Source organism: Amycolatopsis sp. NPDC051372, from assembly GCF_040682095.1.
In the GTDB taxonomy this organism is placed as follows: domain Bacteria; phylum Actinomycetota; class Actinomycetes; order Mycobacteriales; family Pseudonocardiaceae; genus Amycolatopsis.
The window spans coordinates 43,747-65,875 of the sequence record NZ_JBFBAF010000010.1; the positions used below are offsets into that span (position 1 = coordinate 43,747).

Annotated in this window: 24 protein-coding genes and 4 pseudogenes; 17 read left to right on the forward strand and 11 right to left on the reverse strand. The window is 69.6% G+C overall.

The window, feature by feature from the left end:
* Positions 1 to 77: 77 nt before the first annotated feature.
* The 5 genes and pseudogenes from AB0M56_RS16985 to AB0M56_RS17005 form a co-directional block, all read right to left on the reverse strand.
* Positions 78 to 1,415 (reverse strand): annotated as a pseudogene (locus tag AB0M56_RS16985) (amidase); the annotation flags it as partial.
* A gap of 82 nt (positions 1,416 to 1,497) precedes the next feature.
* Positions 1,498 to 2,082, reverse strand: coding sequence for a TetR/AcrR family transcriptional regulator (locus AB0M56_RS16990; RefSeq protein WP_364176555.1), 585 nt, complete (start codon positions 2,080 to 2,082; stop codon positions 1,498 to 1,500).
* 73 nt (positions 2,083 to 2,155) lie between these two features.
* Positions 2,156 to 2,674, reverse strand: coding sequence for a hypothetical protein (locus AB0M56_RS16995; protein WP_364176558.1), 519 nt, complete (start codon positions 2,672 to 2,674; stop codon positions 2,156 to 2,158).
* A 13-nt stretch (positions 2,675 to 2,687) separates the two neighbouring features.
* Complete coding sequence (locus tag AB0M56_RS17000; RefSeq protein WP_364176561.1) at positions 2,688 to 3,164, reverse strand: helix-turn-helix domain-containing protein; 477 nt, start codon at positions 3,162 to 3,164, stop codon at positions 2,688 to 2,690.
* Positions 3,165 to 3,184: 20 nt separating this feature from the next.
* Positions 3,185 to 4,402 (reverse strand): MFS transporter, encoded by a 1,218-nt coding sequence (locus AB0M56_RS17005; RefSeq protein ID WP_364176564.1) that lies wholly within the window; start codon positions 4,400 to 4,402, stop codon positions 3,185 to 3,187.
* 261 nt (positions 4,403 to 4,663) lie between these two features.
* Between AB0M56_RS17005 and AB0M56_RS17010 the strand changes: the two genes are divergently transcribed.
* Positions 4,664 to 4,864 (forward strand): DUF1330 domain-containing protein, encoded by a 201-nt coding sequence (locus AB0M56_RS17010; RefSeq protein WP_364176567.1) that lies wholly within the window; start codon positions 4,664 to 4,666, stop codon positions 4,862 to 4,864.
* Between the two features lie 288 nt (positions 4,865 to 5,152).
* Here AB0M56_RS17010 and AB0M56_RS17015 read toward each other — a convergent pair whose 3' ends face one another.
* From AB0M56_RS17015 to AB0M56_RS17025, 3 genes are read right to left on the reverse strand one after another with little or no spacing between them, the layout of a single operon-like run.
* Positions 5,153 to 5,362: a hypothetical protein gene (locus AB0M56_RS17015; RefSeq protein ID WP_364176569.1), complete on the reverse strand. Its 210-nt coding sequence runs from the start codon at positions 5,360 to 5,362 to the stop codon at positions 5,153 to 5,155.
* A 2-nt stretch (positions 5,363 to 5,364) separates the two neighbouring features.
* A complete protein-coding gene (locus tag AB0M56_RS17020) occupies positions 5,365 to 6,093 on the reverse strand; it encodes a patatin-like phospholipase family protein (protein ID WP_364176572.1) in 729 nt (242 codons plus the stop codon).
* A 40-nt stretch (positions 6,094 to 6,133) separates the two neighbouring features.
* Positions 6,134 to 7,300 (reverse strand): zinc-dependent alcohol dehydrogenase family protein, encoded by a 1,167-nt coding sequence (locus tag AB0M56_RS17025; RefSeq protein ID WP_364176575.1) that lies wholly within the window; start codon positions 7,298 to 7,300, stop codon positions 6,134 to 6,136.
* A 26-nt stretch (positions 7,301 to 7,326) separates the two neighbouring features.
* Here AB0M56_RS17025 and AB0M56_RS17030 point away from each other — a divergent pair, with 26 nt between their 5' ends.
* From AB0M56_RS17030 to AB0M56_RS17095, 14 genes and pseudogenes are all read left to right on the forward strand, one after another.
* Positions 7,327 to 7,914, forward strand: coding sequence for a TetR family transcriptional regulator (locus AB0M56_RS17030; protein ID WP_364176578.1), 588 nt, complete (start codon positions 7,327 to 7,329; stop codon positions 7,912 to 7,914).
* A gap of 264 nt (positions 7,915 to 8,178) precedes the next feature.
* A complete protein-coding gene (locus AB0M56_RS17035) occupies positions 8,179 to 8,946 on the forward strand; it encodes an SDR family oxidoreductase (protein WP_364176581.1) in 768 nt (255 codons plus the stop codon).
* A 71-nt stretch (positions 8,947 to 9,017) separates the two neighbouring features.
* Positions 9,018 to 9,914 carry an MBL fold metallo-hydrolase gene (locus AB0M56_RS17040; protein WP_364176584.1) on the forward strand — a complete coding sequence of 299 codons (897 nt, stop codon included), beginning with the start codon at positions 9,018 to 9,020 and terminating at the stop codon, positions 9,912 to 9,914.
* 40 nt (positions 9,915 to 9,954) lie between these two features.
* The gene (locus AB0M56_RS17045) at positions 9,955 to 10,806 is read left to right on the forward strand and encodes an SDR family NAD(P)-dependent oxidoreductase (protein WP_364176587.1); all 852 of its coding nucleotides are present in this window, start codon (positions 9,955 to 9,957) and stop codon (positions 10,804 to 10,806) included.
* On the forward strand, positions 10,779 to 10,976 hold the full coding sequence (locus AB0M56_RS17050) for an NmrA family NAD(P)-binding protein (protein WP_364176590.1): 198 nt from the start codon (positions 10,779 to 10,781) through the stop codon (positions 10,974 to 10,976). Before AB0M56_RS17045 ends, AB0M56_RS17050 begins: the two co-directional genes overlap by 28 nt.
* Positions 10,952 to 11,080 (forward strand): hypothetical protein, encoded by a 129-nt coding sequence (locus AB0M56_RS17055; RefSeq protein WP_364176592.1) that lies wholly within the window; start codon positions 10,952 to 10,954, stop codon positions 11,078 to 11,080. The genes AB0M56_RS17050 and AB0M56_RS17055 overlap by 25 nt, the downstream gene beginning before the upstream one ends.
* Positions 11,081 to 11,106: 26 nt before the next feature.
* Entirely contained in the window at positions 11,107 to 12,072 is a 966-nt protein-coding gene (locus AB0M56_RS17060) for an alpha/beta hydrolase (protein ID WP_364176595.1), read from the forward strand.
* Positions 12,069 to 12,659, forward strand: a complete 591-nt coding sequence (locus AB0M56_RS17065) for a CGNR zinc finger domain-containing protein (RefSeq protein ID WP_364176597.1) — start codon at positions 12,069 to 12,071, stop codon at positions 12,657 to 12,659. The genes AB0M56_RS17060 and AB0M56_RS17065 overlap by 4 nt, the downstream gene beginning before the upstream one ends.
* 185 nt (positions 12,660 to 12,844) lie before the next feature.
* Positions 12,845 to 13,231: pseudogene (locus AB0M56_RS17070) on the forward strand (hypothetical protein).
* A gap of 108 nt (positions 13,232 to 13,339) precedes the next feature.
* Positions 13,340 to 13,891 (forward strand): helix-turn-helix domain-containing protein, encoded by a 552-nt coding sequence (locus tag AB0M56_RS17075; protein WP_364176600.1) that lies wholly within the window; start codon positions 13,340 to 13,342, stop codon positions 13,889 to 13,891.
* 100 nt (positions 13,892 to 13,991) lie between these two features.
* Positions 13,992 to 14,537, forward strand: a pseudogene (locus tag AB0M56_RS17080) (MFS transporter); the annotation flags it as partial.
* A 28-nt stretch (positions 14,538 to 14,565) separates the two neighbouring features.
* Positions 14,566 to 15,459, forward strand: a complete 894-nt coding sequence (locus AB0M56_RS17085; protein WP_364176603.1) for an MFS transporter — start codon at positions 14,566 to 14,568, stop codon at positions 15,457 to 15,459.
* Positions 15,460 to 15,762: 303 nt separating this feature from the next.
* On the forward strand, positions 15,763 to 18,024 hold the full coding sequence (locus AB0M56_RS17090) for a M4 family metallopeptidase (RefSeq protein WP_364177057.1): 2,262 nt from the start codon (positions 15,763 to 15,765) through the stop codon (positions 18,022 to 18,024).
* A gap of 91 nt (positions 18,025 to 18,115) precedes the next feature.
* Positions 18,116 to 18,625 (forward strand): OsmC family protein, encoded by a 510-nt coding sequence (locus AB0M56_RS17095; RefSeq protein ID WP_364176606.1) that lies wholly within the window; start codon positions 18,116 to 18,118, stop codon positions 18,623 to 18,625.
* A 34-nt stretch (positions 18,626 to 18,659) separates the two neighbouring features.
* On the opposite strand, the pseudogene AB0M56_RS17100 reads toward AB0M56_RS17095, so the two are convergent.
* The 3 genes and pseudogenes from AB0M56_RS17100 to AB0M56_RS17110 form a co-directional block, all read right to left on the reverse strand.
* Positions 18,660 to 19,500, reverse strand: a pseudogene (locus tag AB0M56_RS17100) (LLM class F420-dependent oxidoreductase); the annotation flags it as partial.
* A 328-nt stretch (positions 19,501 to 19,828) separates the two neighbouring features.
* The gene (locus AB0M56_RS17105; RefSeq protein ID WP_364176608.1) at positions 19,829 to 19,960 is read right to left on the reverse strand and encodes a hypothetical protein; all 132 of its coding nucleotides are present in this window, start codon (positions 19,958 to 19,960) and stop codon (positions 19,829 to 19,831) included.
* Positions 19,961 to 20,163: 203 nt separating this feature from the next.
* Complete coding sequence (locus tag AB0M56_RS17110) at positions 20,164 to 20,340, reverse strand: hypothetical protein (protein ID WP_364176611.1); 177 nt, start codon at positions 20,338 to 20,340, stop codon at positions 20,164 to 20,166.
* Positions 20,341 to 20,420: 80 nt separating this feature from the next.
* On the opposite strand from AB0M56_RS17110, the gene AB0M56_RS17115 reads away from it, so the two are divergent.
* Complete coding sequence (locus AB0M56_RS17115) at positions 20,421 to 20,747, forward strand: 2Fe-2S iron-sulfur cluster-binding protein (RefSeq protein ID WP_364176614.1); 327 nt, start codon at positions 20,421 to 20,423, stop codon at positions 20,745 to 20,747.
* A gap of 95 nt (positions 20,748 to 20,842) precedes the next feature.
* Positions 20,843 to 22,126, forward strand: a complete 1,284-nt coding sequence (locus AB0M56_RS17120) for a Rieske 2Fe-2S domain-containing protein (RefSeq protein ID WP_364176617.1) — start codon at positions 20,843 to 20,845, stop codon at positions 22,124 to 22,126.
* Positions 22,127 to 22,129: the final 3 nt, after the last annotated feature.

A 22,129-nucleotide genomic window follows, 5' to 3' on the forward strand; every position in this document is an offset into this window, starting at 1 on the left:
GGCGTCAGAGGACGGGGTGCAGTCCCCGGACCGGGGCTCAGCGTCTCCAGCAACGAGGCGATGTGCAGGATCGTCGACTCCGCGTGCCAGGAAGCCGCCAGCTGCACGCCGATCGGCAGGCCCTCGGTGGTCGTCCCGAAGCGCATGGACAGGGCCGGGAGCCCGGTCAGGTTGAACGGGGCGGTCGTGGACATCACGTGGAAGATGCTGAGCGTCTTCCCGTCCAGCGTGAGTTCCGTGGTCCCGTGCTTGTGCGCGGGAACGGTGGTCACCGGGAGCAGCAGCGCGTCGTACTGCTGGAAGTACGCCGCGAAACCGTCGCGGAGCCGCTCGACGCCCTGTTCGGCGTGCAGGTAGTCCTGAATGGACGTTTCGGGGGCGTCGCGCATGAACTTGGTGGCCGTGTACATCTGGTCCGCGTGGCCCGCGGCGGCCTCGGCGTAGGCGGGCTTCACCTCCATCACGTGCTGCAGGTTGAACAGTTCGAGCGGGGTGTCGCGCTCGAGAGCGGGGATGCTCACGGCGTCGACGTGAACTCCCGCGCCCCGCAAGGCTTCCGCGGCCGCCTCCACGGTCGCCGCGACCTCGGGGTGGACGGGGCCGAGTCCGGAGTCGACGAGCCAGCCGACGCGGACGGTCCGCTGCGGCGAGGAACCCAGGCTGGCGTCGAGCCCTGCGGGGACGGTGGAGGAGAAGCCGTCGGCGCCGTCGGGGCCGGCCAGGAACGAGTACGCCAGCGCGAGGTCGCGGACGGTGCGGGCCATGGGGCCGGCGTGCCAGTCGCGGCGCGGCTCGCGCGGCCAGGCCCCCGTCATCGGAATGCGCCCGTGCGTCGGCTTGAGAGCCGCGATGCCGGTGAGGGCGGCCGGCCCGCGCACCGAGATGGCCAGGTCGCTGCCGAGACCGAGCGGCGACATGCCGGCGGCGATCGCCCCGGACTCGCCGCCGCTCGAACCGCCGGCGGTACGGCCGAGGTCCCAGGGGTTGTTCGTGTCGCCCGTCAGCAGGTTGTCGGAATCGACGGCGTAGGAGAACTCTGGAAGGTTGGTCTTCGCCAGGAGGATCCCGCCGGCGTTCTTCAACCGCGCGACCGCGGTGGCGTCCGCGTCCGGGACGCGGCCCGCGAAGATCGGCGAACCGCGCTGGGTCAGCACCCCGGCCGTGTCGAACGAGTCCTTGACGGTGAAGGGCACGCCGTGCAGCGGTCCCACCTCGACACCCGAGGCGAGCTCCTCGTCCGCTGCTTTCGCGGCTTCCAGCGCACCTTCGGCGACCGTGACGATGGCGTTGACCTTCGGGTTGGTGGCTTCGATGCGGTCGAGGTGCGCCCGCACCACCTCGACCGAGGACACCTTCTTGGTGCGGATCAGCTCCGCGAGTTCGGTCGCGTCGGACCGGGTGAGCTCGGTGGACATCGGAAATCCTCTCTTAGACCGGTCTACTAGCAGTGGTCAGCGCTGACCCGGGCCCGGTACACCCGCGGTCAGTGGTGGTTCGTCAGACGTGAAGGACCTGGCGCGTGACCGCCATGGCGCGGTCGAGCTGGCCGGGGTTGCCGTGGATCTTCGCGATCATGCTCGCCCCGAGCCACAGGTCGTACAGGGTCTCGGCCGTCGAGCGCGGGGTGTCCTGAATGGACACCGACCCGTCCGCGACGCCGTCGGTGATCATCTGCTCGATCCGGTCGACGATCAACGCGGTCCCGGCCTTCGTCGTGACGCGCATGGCTTCCGACAGGTCGGCGATTTCCGCGCCCAGCTTGACGACCAGGCAGCCGCCCTGGCAGTCGTCCGCGGCTTGCGTGTCGTGGAAGTACTGCCAGTACTGCATGAGGTGCTCGCCCGAGCTCTTCGCCTTGTCGGCGACGATGCGGTCCATGGTGGCGAAGTAATCGTCGAAGTAGCTCTTCATCATCGCTTCGCCGAAGGCGTCCTTGGAATCGAACCAGTGGTAGAACGACCCCTTCGGAACGCCGGCGTCGGCGAGCACCTCGTTGATGCCGACCGCGGCGTAACCCTTGGCCAGGACGATCCGCCGAGCGGTGTCCAGAAGGGTTTTGCGTGTGTCCACCTTGGCCGGCATGTCATCACGGTAGCAGCCGATTAGACCAGTCGTCTAGAGCCTCTGGCGTGCGAGTTTCCTTCGAAGATCAGCCTCAGTGCGTCAGCTCCGCAGGCGGTTCGACCCCGAGCGCGGCGAACAGCCCGGCCAGCTTCGTGTCGAGCAGGTGGCCGACCGCGGTCACCCGCGGATCTTCGAAGCTCGCGAACAGCGTGCCGGGCTGGTCGGTCACGAACACACCGTCGCCCTGCTCGTCGGCCTGGATCAACAGCCGCAGGGGCGCGTGCAGCATCACTGTCGGGTTGTGGCGGTACATCCGCTCGGCGATCACGTGGTTGCCCATCAGGTATTCCGTGCAGTCCCAGGAAAATCCGGAACCGGCCATGAACGGCGGCACCTCGATGCTCGCGAACCGCAGGAAGCCGAGTGGCGCGACCTCGTCGGCCTTGGCGACGACCGCGGCCCAATCCGGCAAGCCCTCGAACCGGGTGCGGTCCAGCACCGGCACGGTTTCCTCGAACAGGCGGATCGCTTCGGCGTAGGGCCGCCCGAGCGGCACGGCGAGCCGGCGCACGTCGTGGGTGGTCGTGGTGACCGGAAGTCCAGTGGCCATCGGTGTGCTCTCCTCAGTCGTGAACGGGTTCGGCAAGCGGCACCGGGACGGCCGAGCGCCAGGGCCGCAGCCAGGTGAGCTCGGTTCGCGCCACCGTCCGGTCGCAGTGCGGGCAGTGGTCGCCGAACGGCATTTCCGTGCCGCAGACGGCGTGGACGGCCTTCATCGGCCGGGTGCGCCGGTCGGAGCGGGTGTGGTCCTCGCCCCACCGGGCGAGCGCGTGCAGCACCGGCAGCAGGTCGGCGCCCGCTTCGGTGAGGCGGTACTCGTGGCGGGTGCGGTGGTCGTCGCGGTAGGGCACCTTGGTCAGCACCCCCGCGCCGACGAGACCCGCCAGCCGGCTCGAGAGCACGTTGGTCGAGGCGCCCAGATCGTTGTGGAGCTCGTCGAACCGTGTGGCGCCGGCGGTGATGGAGCGCAGGATCAGGAGGGTCCACCGGTCACCGAGTACGTCGGCCGCGCGGCCGATCGGGCACGGCTGGCCGGCCACGACGATCCTCGCCGGACGGGTCACCGGATACCCGCCCGGCGGCGGATTTCCAGGAACACCAGCGGTGCCAGCACCAGGCACAACACGCCGATGACCGCGGCCACGAGCACGGTCGCGGCGGGCAGCCCCCGCGCGAGCGACAGCAGCCCGACCACGACCACCGGTCCGCCGAGGCCGACGTAGCTGACCACGTAGTACGTCCCGATCACCGCGCCGCGCTCGGTCGGCGGCGTGACGACGGTGAGCTCCGCCAGCGCGCCCGTGAACACGAGCCCGTGCCCGGTTCCCGTGCCGAGCATCGCCGGCACCACCAGCCACGTGGCGCCGCTCCCGTTCGCGAGCACCAGCAACGCCAGGCCGGCGGCGAGCACCACGAGCCCGCTCGCCTGCGCCGCGATCGGCGGCACGTTGCGGGCGCCGAACTGGACGAACCCCGACGTGGCGATCATCAGCGCGAGTGCTGCCGCGGCGATCGCGAGGTTCGTCGAGCCCAGCATGCTCTGCACGAGCGAGGGCACCACCGCGGAGAACACGCCCAGCACCGCCCACGCCAGGAACGACGACGCCCCCGCCACCACGAACGTCCGCCGGATCTCCGCCGGCACCCCGAGCCGCGGCCGGCGCCAGCGCACGCCCTCGGCGCGGACCGGGTGGGGCGTCCGCAGCACCAGCAGCGCCACGGCCGCCACGGCCACCGCGTGAACCACGAACGACAGGTGCCGCGGCAGCGGGCCGTACTGCGCGAGCAGGCCACCGACCACCGGCCCGAGCGCCAGCCCGAACGTGACGCACGCCGTGGCGGTCATCGCCGCGCGCCGCTGGCCGCCGGCATCCTGCCCCGCGCTGTCACTCAGCATCGCCTGGGCGGCCGCGGCGCCCGCGCCCATGCCGAGCCCCTGCAGGATGCGCGCGACGAACAGCCAGCCCGTCCCGGTCGCGAAGGTGAACGCCACGTCGCCCGCGAAGAACGCCGTCAGCGCCACCAGCATCAAGGGCCGCCGCCCCACCGCGTCCGAGAGCGGCCCCGCCACCAGCAAACCCGGCACGATCACCGCCACGGCCACGGCGTACAGCAACGTCTGCACCAACGGCGAGAAGCCGAACGTCGTCCGCAGCAACGCATACAACGCACTCGGCAAGTTGTTCCCGACGTACAACGCGGCGAGCGTCGCCGCCCCGGCCGCGAACGCCCTGTGCCCGGCGGACACGGGGGCCGCGTTCAATCGAGTCTCCGACATGGGGGAACCGTAGAGTGCTGACTTTTTCTGAGCAAGTCAACTCGGCGTCTGCCCTGGTCAGAGCGGGGAGACCGACGTCGCCGAGAGCCGGGTCGTCACTCGGGGAGGACGGCTCGCACCGTGATCCGGCGCACAAGCGCCCGTGAACCCGAGCGCGCACAGGCTTACGGTGGCGGCGAAAGCCCGGCCGGGTGGAAACGACACCACGACAGCCGCCGGCTTCCCAGCCCGGACACCATCGACTCGACCCGAGGAGCACACATGGCGCAGCCGCACGACGGGGGACCGGTCTACGCGCTCAACCTGTTCGACATCGCCGATCGCGAGGAGTACCTGGCCTACTCTCGGCGATCGCCGAAGGAGGTCGCCGCGCACGGCGGCCGCGTTGTCGCATTGGGACAGTTCCGGGGATCAGTCACCGGGGACATCGAGCCGCGCAAGGTCATGATCGTCGTGGAGTGAGAGTCGCGCGCGGCGTTCGAAAGTTACCGCGCCGACCCGGTGCTCGCCGATCTGCACCCGCACCGGGAGAGCGGTTCGTCTTCCTACGTCTGGCACCTGTTCGACCGTCTGGACGACCTGCGTCCCCTGCTGCGGCCCCAGGCGTGACTCCCGCCCGCTGAACCGGCCTCGTAGTCCACTTCGGACACCTTGGGCCGGGGCGCTCGCCCGGCATTCGCGGACGCCGTGATCGGTGCGGCGTTTGCGAATTTCGCCGTGTGCAGTGAGTGTCCGAAGTGGAGCGAAAAACTAGTCTGCGTTCCACCATTTCCCGAGATCTTCGGCGACCTCGCGTCCCTGCTGTGTGCCGGCCTGCGTGGCCGCGTCGACGAAGCGTGAGTCGAGCAGATCAGTGGGCTTCCGGTAGTAGGGATCGGAGACGAGAACTCGCACGTCGTAGCCGCGCTCGGTGAGAATGGCCTGCTCGCGCGCGATGTCGTCCGCCGGCCTGCACGCCACGATCAGCACCTTGCCCCGCCGCGGAGCGGGTCGCCCACATCGACGATCAGGTCGGCGTTGGTGGCGGAGCGCACTCCGCCGTCGACCCAGACGGCACCGGCCACGTCGACGGCCGGTGCGACGCCCGGAGCCGCGGTGGAGCACGCGATGCCGACTGCTACCGGGAGGTGATCGTCGGTCGACCACGCGTGTGCCTCGCCGGTGCTGACGTTCACCGTCGCCATCGCCAGGTTTCGCGGCCACGAGCCTTCGGGTGATCCCGGTTTCCACAGTTCTTCGGCCTCGCCGGCCGAGAGAGGCGGCTCCGCTTCGACCGCGGCCTGGGCCATGGCCACCATCGAAGGTGCGCCCGCATCGGACCTCTTGGTCATGAGGCGCGTCAGCTTCTCGCGGTCGCTGCGACCGTTCGCCGCGCGGTCGGCGTGCCAGGCCGCTCGTGCGCGCATCCGGTCGGGCAGCCCGGCGAGGCCTTCCGGGCGCATCGTCAGCCAAGCGCCGACGATCGAGCCGGCCGACGTTCCCAGGACGACATCGGCATCGGCGGCCGAGAATCCTGCCGCGCCGAGTGCGAGAAGCAGAGCTGCCTCCCACGATGCGCCAACGGGTCCGCCGCCACCCAGAACCAATGCTCTCCTCGGAGAAGAACCCGGTCGTCGACTTTCAATCATTCGAGGAAGACCCTTTCGTTTGTGCACGGTGCCGACGTGGACCTGGCGGTCCGCCTGGTCCACTTCGGACAAAACCACGCCGACGCCACGGGGGAGTGTCTCATCAGCCGTCCGTGCGGCCGTCGACGGCGACAACGATCTTGCCGACCTGGCCATTGCGCTCCAGGTAACGGTGCGCGTCGGCGTAGTCCTCCAGCGGGAACACCTTGTCGATGACGGGGACGAGGTCGCCGTCGACGATGCCGTTCCGGACGTAGTCCACCGCGGGGGCCAGACGCAGGCTGTCCGACGCGAGCTCCGCGACCCCGAAACCACGAATGGTGAGCCGCTTGAGCAGCACGTCCATCACGTTCACGGTCGCCGGGGTGAAATCGAGCACGCCGTAGATGACGAGGACCGCGTCCTGGGCGGCGGCCTCGATCAAGGTCGCGAGGGCGGCGCCGCCGACCGCGTCGAAGATGACCCTCGCGCCCCGCTCTTCGGTCAGCTCTCGAATCCGCGCGACGACGTCCTCCTCGGCGGTCGCGATCACCACGTCGGCTCCGGCGTCCAGCAGTTGTCGCCGCTTTGCGCCGGTACGGGTCAGCGTGACGGCTTTCGCGCCCGCCCGCCGGGCGATCTGAATGGCCGCGAGACCGACGCTGCTGGACGCGGCCGAGATCAGCACGGTGTCCCCGGGTCGCGTGTTCGCGATCTCCACCAGACCGCCGTAGGCGGTGATGTACTGCATCCACGTCGAGGCCGCCTGCTCGAAGGAGAGCTCTTCGGGGTGGGCCACGACGGCGTGGACGGGTGCGAGAACCGCTTCACCGTGCATCGGGTAGTCGAGCAGGTTGAAGCCGGACAACACGCTGACGGCTTGGCCGACGTGAAACTCGCCGACTCCGTCGCCGATGGCCGCGATCAGCCCTGCGACCTCGAAACCCATGCCGCCCGGGACGACCGGGGCGACACTGTACATTCCTTGGCGGAACAGCGAATCCGCTCGGTTGAGCCCCCATGCGCGGGCGTGGATCAGGACTTCGCCGGCACCCGGCTTCGGCTCGGGCACGTCGTCGAGCTGCAGTACTTCAGGACCGCCGATCTGGTGGAAGCGGACGGCACGGCTCATGGCGTGGCTCCTCGTGAAACTGGGCTGATCCGGATCTGACTGGCCGACGCGAGTGCGGTCCGGGATGGCGAGCAGCGGCTCCGGACGGGATCGCCTGCAGGCGGCCGTGTTATGTCGACCGGCATAGCGCTGAGAGCGACTATATATGTCGGGCGTCATACAGGCAATCGCGGTACACTCGCCGCATGGTCAGACGGTCAGACACCAAGCGGCGCATGATCGGGGCCGCCCGCCAGCTCATCCGCGAACACGGCTACCACTCCATGGCCCTGTCCGACGTGGTCGAGCGCAGCGCGTCCCCCCGCGGATCGGTCTACTACCACTTTCCCCAGGGCAAGGTTCAGATGGCCGCCGAAGCGGCCGAGGCGCACACCCGCGAGCAGGTCGACCTGATCAACCAGCTCGCCGGCGAGGCCACGTCGGCCGAGGACCTGGTTCGGGCCTACGTCGAGCTGGCTCGTGAAGGTATGCTGACCAGCGGTTACGGGCGCGGTTGCACCATCGCGCCACTGGTGCTCGAGGTCGGGGAGACTTCAGAGGAACTCGGCGCTGCCAGCCGGCGGGCCTTCGTCCTCATGACCGAGACCCTCGCGCTTCAACTCGTGGTGCTCGGCGCCGAGGCTGCCGACGCCCGGGAGCTGTCGCACGCGACCGTGGCGGGTGTCGAAGGAGCAATGGTGACCTCGCGCGCACTGCGCAGCCCCGAGCCGTTCAACGCGATCCGCGACACCGTGGTCGCCCGAGCCCGCGCTCTCACCGCGGTCCGCGACTGACATCGCGGGTTAGGTGAATCACCCTGACGAGGCACCTTAATTATGTCGGTCGGTATATATACGTGCTAGCCTGGCTGGGTGATGGTGCAACGCCGCCATCGGAGGGGTGGGTCTGCCACCTGCCCGACCTGGTCCACGTCGGACCGGCGAGACATGGATGGCTGCCTGACGTGGATGGGTCCTGGCCGAACGGCGAACTCGCTGTGCCGTGTCGTCCACCACCGCAAACCTCACCAGCCCATCAGTGAACTGGAGATTCCAGACATGTCTTCAATCCTCATCACCGGCGCCTCGCAGGGAATCGGCCGCGCCATGACGCTGGAGCTCGCAAAGCGTGGTCACCGTGTCATCGGCACGGCCCGCAATCCGGACAGCCTGGCCGACCTGCCGACCGCCCGGCGCCTCCGGCTGGACGTGACCGATCAGTCCAGTGTGGACGCTGCGATCGCCGCTGCGGGCGAGATCGACGTCGTGATCAACAACGCCGGCGAGACCATGCGGGCGCCGCTGGAGAGCGTCCCGGTGTCCGAGGTCGCCCGGCTGTTCGACCTGAACACGCTGGGAGCGCTGCGCGTTGTCCAGGCCGCGCTGCCCGGCATGCGCGAACGCGGGTCCGGCCACCTGGTGTTCCTGTCCAGCATCCAGGGCCGGATGGTGCTGCCGATCATCGGCCCGTACGGGATGAGCAAGTGGGCGGTGGAGGCCATGGCCGAGGTGCTGGCCATCGAAGCCGGCCATTTCGGGGTGAAGGTCAGCTTGGTCCAGCCAGGTGTGGTGGCGACCAACGGCGGCGCGAAGGCCAAGGTCTACCGGGCCGGCGACGACCCGTACGGCCCGCTGTTCGACGAGCTGGTCAAGACCCGCGGTGACGTTGTGACGCCGGAGGAAGTAGCCACGGTCGTGGCCGACACGATCGAGCAGGAGAACCCGCCGCTGCGCGTGCCGGCCGGTGCGACCGCGACCAAGGTCCTGGCTGCCCGCAAAACGGCGCCTGAGGACGAGGTCTTTTTCCCTTACGACATCAACTGGTGAAACCGTCGGCTCGGCCGGCCCCGGCATCCCTGAGGGCGGGCAACGCCAAACCGCAGCGGGAAAGAAATCCCATGACCGACAAGACCACCTCGGCCTTCGGCGAGGTCGAAGTCACCCGGGTCCACGAGTGGAGCGATCACTTGTTCTCCCGGCCGGAGCTCCTGCCGGATTCCGGGCGCGAGGAGTGGGAGGCGGAGAAGGGCTGGCTCGAGCCGGTCTTCTGGTCGGCAGAGTCAGAGGACGCCTGGCTGGGCTCGCAGAGCGTCCTCGTGCGCAGCGGCGGGACCAGTCTGGTCGACACCGGGATCGGCAACGGGAAGCCGCGCCCGGGCGTACCGCCGTTCGACCATCTCGACACCGGCTACCTCACCAACCTCGCCGCGCTCGGCGTGCGGCCGGAGGACGTAGACTTGGTGGTGTGCACACACCTACACCCTGACCGCATCGGGTGGAACACCGTGCTGGAGGGCGCCGAGTGGCGCCCGACCTTCCCCAACGCAGTGCACCTGCTGCCGAAAGCCGACTTCGACCTGTTGTCGGGCATGGCGAAGAGCGGGGACGCGCCGGACCCGCTCGGGTATGTGTCCACGTTCCTCGACAGCGTTGCGCCCGTCGTGGAGCACGCCAAAACGCAGTTGTGGGACGGCGACGAACACGTGATCGACGACGCCGTCCGGCTCGTCGCCGTTCCGGGACACTCGCCGGGGGCGGCCGCCGTCACGATCTCTTCGGGCGGCGACCGCGCGCTGCTCGCGGGTGATCTCGTGCACCATCCCATGCAGATCCTCGACCCGAAGCAGCGCAACGCGCTCGACGCCGATGCTGCCGCGCGGTCGCGGATCCGGATGCTCGGCTGGGCGGCGGAGCACTCCGCACCCGTCTTCGGCGGTCATTTCCACGGCGGCCGGGGCGCGCGGATCAGTGCCGCCGGCGGTGGGTTCCGGATCGACTCCTGGACGACCGTCTGAGGGCCCGTGCCGTTCCGTCCGACTCGCCTCCGCGTCCACTGTGGTCACACTCGCGCGGCGAACAGCATTCAGGAACAAGGAGAATCACGATGTCGTCCGTTCTTGTAACCGGTGCGTCCCGGGGCATCGGCCGTGCCATCGCGATCGAGCCGCTGGCCACCACGTGATCGCCACCGCGCGTCGGCCGGAGGCGCTCGCCGATCTGCCGGTGGACCAGCGGCTGCGCCTCGACGTCACCGATCAGGACAGCGTCGACGCGGCGATCCGCGACGCCGGTGAAGTCGACGTCCTGGTGAGCAATGCCGGCGAGACCGTGCGCGTACCGCTGGAGAGCGCCTCGCTCGACGAGGTGGAGCGGCTCTTCCGGCTCGACACCCTCGGGTCGCTGCGCGTGACGCAGGGACTTCTGCCGGCCATGCGAGCGCGGGGAGCGGGGCGGCTCGTGTTCGTCGCGAGCATCCAGGGGCGCATGGTGCTGCCGTTGATCGGTCCGTACGGTGCGACGAAATGGGCGCTGGAAGCGCTTGCCAAAATTCTCGCGATCGAGACCGGCCACTTCGGTATCAAGGTGAGCCTCGTCCAGCCCGGCGCGGTTTCCTCGGGCGGTGAGCCGGCCAAGGTGTCCCTGCCGGCCAAGCACGTCCTTGAAGCGCGCAAGTCGGCCGGGGGACAAGCCCTTCCTGATGCGCGAGATCGTCTGGTGACCGTCCGGCTGAGCGGCGCGGGCAGGGCGGGAAAGTCGTCGCCCCAGTCGATGGGGGAGCCGACGATGGGCCAGAGGGCGATACCCCGGCCGGCGAGCGCACACCGCGTGAGTACTTCCCGCCCCAGATCACGATTTTCGGCTCTACTAAAGGTGTTCACATGTCCGACGACAGGCTGTTCCTGGTGACCGGGGCGACCGGCAGGACGGGGGGAGGGGCGGTCAAGCTGCTCCTCGAGCGCGGCCATCGCGCCCGCGCGATGGTGCACCGGGAGGACGACCGCTCTCGTGCGCTGGCGGAGGCCGGTGCCGAGGTGGTCGTGACCGCAACGGCGTGTTCTCCGGCACGAACGACGTGATCGAGAAGATCGGCGGCCGACCCGCGCTGTCCGTCGAAGAGTTCGTCCGTGCGAAGCGCGCCGACTTCGCGACCAGCGGACCGCGCTTCGTCCCCGTCGCCTGAGGCGCGGGCCCAACCGAGGAGTTTCCTTGTCCTACGCGGTGGATCCGGAGCTGGCGCACTGGCTGCCGGGGATCCCGGAGATCGACGTCGGCGATGCCCGGAAGGCTCGTGAGACCGAGCGTTCGCTGTCGGCGCGGTGCCCGGAACCGGATTTGGCCGGGCTGACCGTCGAAGATCGCGAAGTGCCCGGCCGGCACGGTGCGCCGCCGGTGCCGGTCCGCGTGTACCGGCCACGACAGGGGAGCGGGCGCCTGCCGGCGGTTCTGCACATGCACTCCGGTGGCTTCGTCAGCGGTGGCCTGCACACCGAACACGCCGGTGCGGCGGCGATCGCCGAGTCGGTGGGCGCGGTGGTCGTCTCCGTCGACTATCGGCTCGCGCCCGAGCACCCGCATCCCGCCGCGGTCGTCGACTGTTACGCGGCGCTGTTGTGGCTGGCGGAAACGGCCGAAGACCTCGGGGTGGACCCGGCGTGCATCGCCGTGTCCGGGCAGAACGCCGGCGGCGGGCTCGCGGCAGCCGTGGCGCTGCTGGCCCGCGACTGCGGCGGCCCGGCGCTGACGTTCCAGGCGCTCGGCACCCCGGCGCTCGACGATCGGCTCGCCACCGAGTCGATGTGGACCTGTGTGGACACTCCGGTCTGGCACCGCGGCAACGCGAAGCAGAGTTGGGCCGCCTACCTGGGCGACGAGGCCGGCGGTCCGCGCGTGTCGTCGTACGCCGCACCCGCGCGTGCTACCGACCTGACCCGGCTGCCGCCGGCGTACGTCACGGCGAGCCAGTTCGACCCGTTTCGGGACGAGGCGCTGGAGTATGCGCGCCGTCTCGCGCAGGCGAACGTGCCGGTGGAACTGCACTTGTACCCGGGCACGTTCCACGGGTCGACGTTCGTCGCCGGCGCCGCGGTGTCCCGCCGAATAGCGGCCGATCTGGTCGACGCGCTGCGGCGAGTGTTGGCCGTGGCGCCGCCGGCTTCTGCGCGGCTGCCATGACGTGGCACGGCAACGAGCGCTACGGTCTTGCGCCGGCGCCGGGCGGGCTCGCCCTCGTCCAGGATTTGCTCAACACCCGCCGCAGCCCGCAGGGGACCCTGGGCGACCTGTTGTCGTCGGTCCGCTCGGCTCAGGAGTGGGCGAATGCGGCGATCGCGGAGTGGGCGGTCGCCAGCGGTGGCCGTAGCCGTGGCGTTCGGCTCAGGGCCGCCGACGGCGAGGAGCTCCGAGCGCTTCGCGACCAGCTCGGGGCAGTGGCCGGGACCGAGGGCGAACCGTTGCCGGCCGAGCTGCGCGTCGTCGCCGGGTGGGATTCCGGCGGCCGGCTGGTGCTCGAGCCTGCCGGCTCCGGGTGGCAGGCCGTCGCGGGCGCGGTGCTGCTCGAGATCCACCGGGCGCAGCTGCTGGACGAGTGGCGGCGAGTGAAGACCTGTCGCAGCCCGATCTGCCGGGCCGTGTTCTACGACCGGTCGCGCAACAACAGCGCGGTCTGGCACGACGTGCGCGCCTGCGGCAACGCCATCAACCTGCGCGCCTCCCGGGCTCGGGCCGCCGCCCGGGCCGGCGTCGCGCGGCCGCAACGGTGACCGCGGTGCTCACTGTGGGGTTGCCGACCACAGTGGACACTGTCATCGCCACGGGTTCACGACACCACTAGGAGCCATGCTGAAACCATCAAGGCCCTCTTTCGGACACGCCCTGGCGGATTCTGCGCCTGCTCTCGAAAACCTGTTCCACGCTGGCAATTCCCGCCCTTGTCGGCTGGCCACAGATGTCTCATTGCTGGCACCGCGTGGTGGCCGCTCACCGAAACCCACACAGCGATCGCGCCCGACCTGCGCGGATACGGGCGCGCCGACAAACCCCGGCAACATCGCCGCGCACCTTGGCTACTTCTACGAACGCTGGACGTTCCAGCGCCGGGGTCTTGCCGCAGGAGACGTCGACGAGTACGTCCGCGCGTTCTCCGCCCCGCGCGCCGGTTTTGACGACTACCGCGCCTCCTTCCGGACAAGGTCACCGGCACCGGCTCGAGAACTGCGGCCTTTTCCTGCCAGAGGAACAGCCCGAAGAGGTGGTGGCACAATTGCGCAAATTCCTCAGTCGAGCATCGATCAGCTCGCGGTCTCGGCTCGCACGAGGGAGGGGCCCGCCTTGACACCGTGGTTGCCGACGGGCACTCTGCGGAGAGGATTATGTCGGTCATCATACATGACTGGGTGAGGGGAATGGCGTCGTGCGGCAGGGGTCCGGTACCAGGCAGCGGATGATCGGCGCCGCTCGGGAGATCATCCGGGAGCGGGGTTACCGCGCCATGTCGCTCGCCGAGGTGGTGCAGCGCAGTGCCGCGCCGCGGGGTTCGCTGTATTACCACTTTCCCCAGGGCAAGCAGCAGATCGCTGCCGAGACGGCCGGGGTGCACGCGGGCGAGCAGCTTGCGGAGATCCGTCGGCTGGCCGGTGCCGCGACCTCGGCCGCGGATCTGGTCGGCGGGTACGTGGACCGGGCGCGCGACGGCATGATCGCCAGCGGGTACGGGCGTGGTTGCGCCATCGCGCCGCTGGTGATCGAGGCCGGCGGGGCTTCCGAGGAGCTCGGTGAGGCGTGCCGTCTCCGGTTCACCGAGATCGTGGAGGCGATCGCGTTCCAGTTCGTGGTGTTCGGCCTGAGTGACACGGCTGCGGTGGGGCTCGCCCATGCCGTGATCGCGGCGGTCCAGGGTGCGCAGATCACCTCGCGGGCGTTGCGTACCCCGGAGCCGTTCGACGCCGTCCGGGGTGTGCTCGTCGAACGGGCCCTCGCCGCGGGCGCGCCCTAGCGTTCGCGGCCGTCGCGACGGCCGGCGTTCTCGGGGAGCGCAGCACGGGCGCGGAGAAAATCTGACGAGCGACATATTTCGGGCGGAGGGCGAGAGAACGGTGGACGCAGAGAAGCACGCAGCGCCGCCGGCGGCGGTCGCGGCGCCCCGGGAACGGCCTCGGGCGGAGGGGCCGACGGTCGCGTTGGCCTGCGTTGCCACGGTGTTGGCGATGGTCATGTTCACGTTGCCCATGAGCACGTTGGTGACGCTGGCGAACACCATGGGCGCGAGCGTGATGGGGCGCACGTGGATGCTCAGTGCCGCCAGCATCGGACTCGGCGCGGGCCTACTCGTCGGCGGTGCGCTGGCCGATCGGCTGGGACGCCGGACCGTCTTCGTCTTCGGTGCCGCGGTCCAAGCACTCTTCCTGTTCGCCGGGGCCGGTGTGCCCAGCCCGACCCTGTTCACCATCGCTCGCATCGGCCAGGGACTCGGCGCCGCGGCCCTGGTGGCGACGAGCCTGGGGCTGATCGCCCAAGTCACTTCCCCCGGACACCGGCGCACGCGAGCCACCGGCCTCTGGGGAGCAAGCCTCGGAGTCGGCATCCTCATCGGGCCCCTGCTCGCGGCCCTCCTGGAACCGGCGGCCGGCTGGCGCAGCCCCTACCTCCTCGTCGGCCTGCTCCGCCGGCTTGATCGTCTTCTTCCGGGCGCTGCCGGCCAACCCCGCCAGTCCCGCCGCGGCCGGCGGGCGAATCGACTATGTCGGTGCGGCCGCCCTGATCGCCGGCCCGAGCGCATTGCTGGCCGGGCTGGTCCTCGGCCGAACCGGCTGGCTGCAACCGGCGGTCCTCGCGTTCCTGGCCGCGGGAGTGGTCATCGTGGCCGCCTTCGTCTTCCACGAACGCCGCACGGAATTTCCCTTGGTGGACATCCGCCTGTTCACCAACTGGCAGTTCGTCACGGTCACCGTCGCCGCGTTCACCGCGGGGTTCGGCGTGATCTCACTGACCTCCTACACCCCGACCCTGGTCGAGCAAGGACTGCACGGCTCCTCGCTCGCCGGCTACGTCCCGTTGGTGATCTGGTCCGGTCTGAGCGTGCTCGTCTCGCTGGTCGCGCGGCACCTTCGCGGGCGCGTCACGCCGGAAACCCAACTCGCCGCGGGGCTGATCATCATCGGCGCCGGCCTGGCGACCCTCGCACCCCTGCACGACAACGCCACGCTGCTGCGCCTGGCTCCCGGCTTCGCGATCGCCGGCATCGGAACCGGCCTGCTCAACGCCTCGCTCGGCGCCCAAGCGGTCGCCACCGTCCCCGCTCACCACGCGAGCATGGGCAGCGGCGTCAACAACACCGCCCGCTACCTCGGCTCCGGCCTCGGCGTCGCGGTCGTGACCTCGACAATCGACCCGTCGTCACCGCAAGCACTTCTGCACTCATGGGCGACCCCGGTCGCCATCTGCGCCGCCATCTCCCTCGCCGTCGGCATCGCGATCCCGATCTACGCGCGGGTTTCACGGAGCGGTGGCACACGCTCCGTGAGCGGCTCGACGGTTGCCGGGACGCCGGGGCCGACGAGCTGACTGCCGGCTTCCGGACCGCGCCGGAGCTGGGGTCAACCGGCGAACGGGTGGCCACTTGGCTCATGCGTCCTCAGTGGACTGACAGGGCCGAAAACTGATCGTGATGACCTTTGTCCGCTATGGGCAACAGGGTGAAGTATCGGTAAGACCGTACGTTAGTAGCTTGTTCGCGAGGCTGAGGCGCCGGATTCTGTTTTCCGTTGCGCAGCGCCACTTCCCATTCCCCTGACCAGGGCCCGGCCTCGAACCCGGGCCCGGTTCACCCTGCCCGGAGGAGATATGGAACTGAGACGTTCTGCCGTCTTGGCCGTGACCGGCGTACTCGTCGGCGCCCTCTGCGTCACCGGCACCGCACAGGCGCAAACCACCCCGAACGCCGTACCCAACGCCGTACTGAACGCCCAGGCGATGGCGGTGAACGCCGCCGCCGGTCTCGTCGCGAGCCGTCCGGCCGCGCTGCACGCCAGCGCGGACGACGGTTTCGTGCAGCAGAAGGCAATCTCCTCGACCAACGGGCTCCAGTACATCCCTTACGAGCGCACTTACAAGGGCCTGCCCGTGGTGGGCGGTGACTTCGTCGTCGCGACCGATTCGACGGGCCAGGTGCTGGCCACCTCCGTCGCACAGGACCAGACCATCAACGTCGCGACGTCCGTTCCGGCCGTCACCAAGACGGCGGCCGAGGCGACTGCCCGGCAGCAGCTGTCCTCCGTGGACAGTGTGAGCCCGGCCCAGCAAGTCGTTTACGCGCTCGGCTCGCCGAAGCTGGCGTGGAAGAGCACGGCCGTCGGACGCGACGCCGAGGGCCCGAGCCGGCTCGACGTCATCGTCGACGCGGCGACCGGGAAGGTGCTCCACACGCAGGAGCACGTGATGAACGGTGACGGCACCAGCGCGTGGAACGGCCCGAACCCGGTGCACCTCGACACCACGCACTCGGGCAGCACCTACACGATGAAGGACCCGGCCATCACCAACACGTCCTGCCAGGACGCGGCCTCCAACACCACCTTCAGCGGTCCGGACGACAGCTGGGGCAACGGCACCGCCAGCAGCCGCGAGACCGGCTGCGTCGACGCGCTGTTCGCCGCCCAGACCGAGAACAAGATGCTCTCGCAGTGGCTGGGCCGCGACGGCTTCGACGGCAACGGCGGCGGCTGGCCGATCCGCGTCGGCCTGAACGACGAGCAAGCCTACTACGACGGCACCCAGGTCCAGGTCGGCCACAACACGCAGAACCAGTGGATCGGCTCGATCGACGTCGTCGCGCACGAGCACGGACACGGCATCGACGACCACACGCCGGGCGGCATCTCGGGCGCGGGTACCCAGGAGTTCGTCGCGGACGTCTTCGGTGCTTCGACCGAGTGGTTCGCGAACGAGCCGGCGCCCTACGACAAGCCCGACTTCCTCGTCGGCGAGCAGGTCAACCTGGTCGGCTCCGGCCCGATCCGCAACATGTACAACCCGTTGGCGCTGGGCGACAAGAACTGTTACGACAGCTCGGTTCCGGGCGGCGAGGTGCACGCGGCCGCCGGCCCCGGCAACCACTGGTTCTACCTGCTGGCCGAAGGCACCAACCCCACCAACGGACAGCCGACCAGCACGACGTGCAACAACTCCACGGTCACCGGGCTCGGTGTCCAGACCGCGGTGAAGATCTTCTACAACGCGATGCTGCTCAAGACTTCCGGCAGCTCCTACCTGAAGTACCGCACCTGGACCCTGACCGCGGCGAAGAACCTGTTCCCGGGCAGCTGCGCCGAATTCAACACCGTCAAGGCGGCGTGGAACGCGATCTCCGTCCCGGCGCAATCGGGTGAGCCGACGTGTTCGGCGACCGGCACCGTCACCGTGTCCAACCCGGGCAACCAGTCGACCACGACGGGCTCCGCGGTGAATCTGCCGCTGTCGGCCTCGGGCGGCACCGCGCCGTACACCTGGTCGGCCACCGGACTGCCGGCCGGCCTGTCGATCAACGCCTCCACCGGTACGATCTCGGGCACCGCGACCACCGCGGGCTCCTCGAACGCCACGGTGACCGCGAGGGACTCGGCCGGGAGGACCGGCACGGCGTCGTTCACCTGGACCGTCGGGGCCACCGGCGGCTGCTCCGGCCAGAAGCTCCTCAACGGCGGCTTCGAGTCGGGCAGCGCGAACTGGACCGGCACCACCGGCACCATCGGCCAGTGGGCGTCCTCGGGTGAGCCGGCGCACGGCGGCACCTACAGCGCCTACCTCGACGGCTACGGCTCGACGCACACCGAGTCCGTCGCGCAGTCGGTGAGCGTCCCGGCCGGCTGCCACGCCACCCTCACGTTCTACCTGCACATCGACTCCGCGGAGACGACCACGACGACCGCCTACGACAAGCTGACCGTCACCAACGGCAGCGCGACGCTGGGCAACTACTCCAACCTGAACAAGGGCACGGGGTACACCCTCCGGACGATCGACGTCTCGTCGGCCGCCGGTGGCACCCTGGCGCTGAAGTTCACCGGCACCGAGGACAGCTCGCTGCAGACGTCGTTCGTGATCGACGACGCCGCGGTGACACTGAGCTGACGCGCCTGAATCCGCACTGAGAAGGCGGGGAGACCGGAAGCCCGGCTCCCCGCCTTTTCGCTTTCCGGCAAACGCAGGCACAATCGAGCGCATGGACTCCGAAGCGCTGCGCGCGACCCAGGCCCCGTTGAAGGACAAGTACCGCGACGAACCGGAGAGCGCGCTCGTCACGCTGCACGCCGACGCCGAGCTGGACGGCCTCGGCATCTCCTGCAAGGTCGAGACCGGCCGCGCGATCGTCGAGGCCGGGCTGCACCCGGCGACCGGCGGCGATGGCACCCTCGCCTGCTCCGGGGACATGCTGCTCGAAGCGCTCGTCGCGTGCGCCGGGGTGACGTTGCGGGCAGTGGCGACGTCGCTGGGCCTCGAAGTGCGCGGCGGCCGCGTCCGGGCCGAGGGCGACCTCGACTTCCGCGGCACGCTGGCCGTCGCGAAGGACGCCCCGGTCGGCTTCCGCGCGATCCGGCTGTCGTTCGACCTCGACACCGACGCCGACCCCGGCCAGCTCGCGACGCTGAAGAAGCTGACCGAACGCTACTGTGTCGTGTTCCAGTCGCTGCGGACACCGCCGGAATTCGCCGTCATGCTCGCGGCGAACTGAACCGTCCTAACGCGACGGTTGCCCGGCTCCAGGATCAGGCCATCAGTTCGGCGAGGGTCCGCAGGGTCGCCGGGTCCGCCATGTTTGCGCTGATGACGTCGACGACGGTCGTCTCCCAGGCCTGGAGATCGTGGCGGATCTTGTGCGGGGGGCCGATCAAGGCGACTTCCTCCACCATCCGGGTGCTGACCGCGGCGATCGCCTCGGCCCGGTGGCCGTCCAGATACAGCTGGGTGATCTTCTCGCACTCGGCCTCGTAGCCCAGCCGCGTGAACATGTTGCGGTGGAAGTTCACCTCGGCCGCGCCCATGCCGCCGATGTAGAGCGCCAGCAGCGGGCGCAGGCTGTCCGCCGCGCGCTCCACATCGTCGTCGACGCGTACGTTGACGTTGGCGACGACGGTGAACGATTCGGCGGTGTGTCGCGCGCCCGGGCGGCTGAAGCCCTCGCCGAGTGCCGCGCGGTAGTACGCGTCGAGCTTGGGGCCCAAGAACATCGAGAGCCAGCCGTCCGCGATCTCGGCGGCGAGGGCGACGTTCTTCGGGCCCTGGGCACCGAGGAAGATCGGGATCTCGGGCCGCCGCGGCCGGATGTTGGCCCGCAGCGGCTTCCCGAAACCGGTGCCGCCGGGCGCGGGAATCGTGAAGTGCTCGCCGTGGAACTCGACCGGGCCTTCCCGCGCAATCACCTTCCGCACGATCTCGACGTACTCTCTCGTCATCTGCAACGGCCGGCGGTACCGCTGCCCGTACCAGCCCTCGACCACCTGCGGCCCACTTGACCCGAGCCCGAGGACGAACCGGCCGTCGGACAGGTGATCCATGGTCACCGCGTACGCCCATCGCGGACGCGGTGGGCGTACGCGCCGCCATTTGCGTGCACGCACACTCTCGGTAGCCGTGGCTGCCGGGCGTCTCCGCCAGCACGCCGGTCTCGAGCAGGCCTTCGAGGTGCTCGGTCAGCAGGGCACGAGACATGCCCAGGTGGGCTGGGAAATCACCGGAGCGGGCGCGCCGTCCCGAAAAGGCGTCGCGCACGATCAGCGGCGTCCAGCGTTCGCCGACGATCTCGAGGCAGCGCGCCAGGAGCACTGCTGACCCGCGCAGTACTTGGGATCGGCTGCTGCTGACCGAGCAGGTCTCGTCTTCGAGTCCGGAGTGGACGGGCCGGCGCCGATCGGCTCGGCGCTTACGCCCGGGAACGTCACTGGTGCGCCATTCGCGCGGTGCCGTCGAAGAGCACCACCTTCAACCGCGACCACCACGCGGAACCCCGGACGGCGTGCAGATCCCGCTTCTGCACGTGTTCACCGAGGACGAGGACGGCATTCACCACCGGTGGACGAGCAAGCAGATCTTCGCCCGCGGTGATTCCAGCGCCATGGACACGATCTGGCCGATCTTCGGCGCGCTCGACCTGCCTCCGGAAGTCCGTGGGGACCTGGCCGCCGCTACCCTTCGCTGCAGTACTGGACCGGTCTCCCGTGGGGACCTAAAACCGGTTTCTAGCCCCTTTGGCGGCTTCGGCAAGCCAGCGGTTCACAGTTCGTCCGAGATCAGCGCCGCCGCGGTGGCGCTGATCTCGACGTGTTCGGCCGCCGAGCGGCCGGCGCCGCGGCAGTCGACCGTCAGGTGCGTCGGCGCGGCCGTATGGATGTGTGCGAGCTGTCCCGGGGCCAGTTGCGGCGCGGTGATCCAGCCGTCGCCGAGTGCCACGATGCAGGCTCTTGGCGTCTTGCGCCACCGAGATCAACCGGTATATTGGTAAGTCCATTAGTCAGCGGCTAGGAGTGGACATGCCGAAGGTCGTGTACGTCGACGACGCCGGCGAGGAGCGGGCGGTCGACGCCTCCGTGGGGGAGAGCGTCATGAGCGCGGCCGTGCGCGCGGGGGTGCCGGGGATCATCGGCGAGTGCGGGGGCTGCCTTTCGTGCGGCACCTGCCACGTGTGGGTGCGCGAGGAGTATCTGGATCACGTCGGCGAAGTCGGTGACATGGAGGACGACCTCCTCGACCTCGCGGTCGGCGACCGGCGGGCCGGGAGCCGCCTCTCGTGCCAGATCGAGATGACGCCGCAGCTCGACGGGCTCACCGTCGACGTGCCCGGAGAGCAGGTCGTCTGACCTCGGCGCGGGGAACTCGCCATTGCCAGTGGTTCAATGGTCTGATATTCAATCCTATAACGGCTTCGTGATCGCCGGTGCGAAAGGACTTCAGCGTGCTCCGAACAGAGATCAACGAACTGCTGACGCAGACCGGGCCGGGCACCAAGATGGGCGCCCTGTTCCGGCGCTTCTGGCAGCCCGTTCTGCTGGCCGAGGAGCTGCCCGCCGACGACTGCCCGCCGGTGCGGGTCAAGATCCTGTCGGAGCGGCTGATCGCCTTCCGCGACTCGGAGGGCCGGTACGGCCTGATGGACGAGTTCTGCGCGCACCGCGGCGTCTCGCTCTGGTTCGGTCGCAACGAGGCCGGCGGCCTGCGCTGCCCGTACCACGGCTGGAAGTACGACTACACCGGTCAGGCGATCGAGGTCCCGAGCGAGCCCGAGACCAGCAACTTCTGTGCCAACGTCAAGCTCAAGTCCTACCCGATGGTCAAGCGCGGCGACGTGCTGTGGGCCTACTTCGGTGACCCGGAGACGCAGCCGCCGCTGCCGGAGTGGGAGTTCGTGACCGTTCCGGAGGGGCAGGCGTTCACGTCGAAGCGCTTTCAGGAGTGCAACTGGCTGCAGGCGCTCGAAGGCGGCATCGACTCCAGCCACGTCACCTTCCTGCACTCGGGCAGCCTCGACAGCGACCCGCTGTTCAAGGGGTCGAAGGGCAACGCCTACAACCGCGCGGACCTCAAGCCGTTCTTCGAGGTCGTCGACTACGAGGGCGGCCTGCTCATCGCCGCTCGCCGTAGCGCGGAGGAGGGGCACTACTACTGGCGGGTGACGCCGTGGGTGCTGCCGAACTTCACCATGGTCCCGCCGCGCGCCGACCACCCGATGCACGGCCACTTCTGGGTGCCGATCGACGACGAGAACTGCTGGGCCTGGAGCTTCGACTACCACCCGACCCGCCAGCTCGACAGCGAAGAGGTGGCGGCCATGCGGGCCGGTTTGGGCGTGCACAGCGCGAACGACGAGAACTACCGGCCGCTCGCGAACAAGGACAACGACTACCTCATGGACCGCGACGCGCAGCGGCGCGGCGAGACCTACTCCGGCATCAAGGGCATCGCGCTCCAGGACTCGTCGTTGCAGGAGTCGATGGGGCCGATCGTCGACCGGACCAAGGAGCGGCTCGTCGCCACCGACGCGGGCATCATCAAGGCGCGCCAGAAGCTGCGCAAGGCCGCGCTCGCGCTGGCCGAGGACGGGGTCGAGCCGGCAGGCAACCGGGCCCAGGACCAGAAGGTGCGCTCGGTCGCGGTCGTGCTGCCCGCCGACCAGTCCTTTGTGGACGGAATCGGCGAGGCGATGGTCGCCAAGCCGGGCGTGCGGCAGACCACGGTCTGAGAC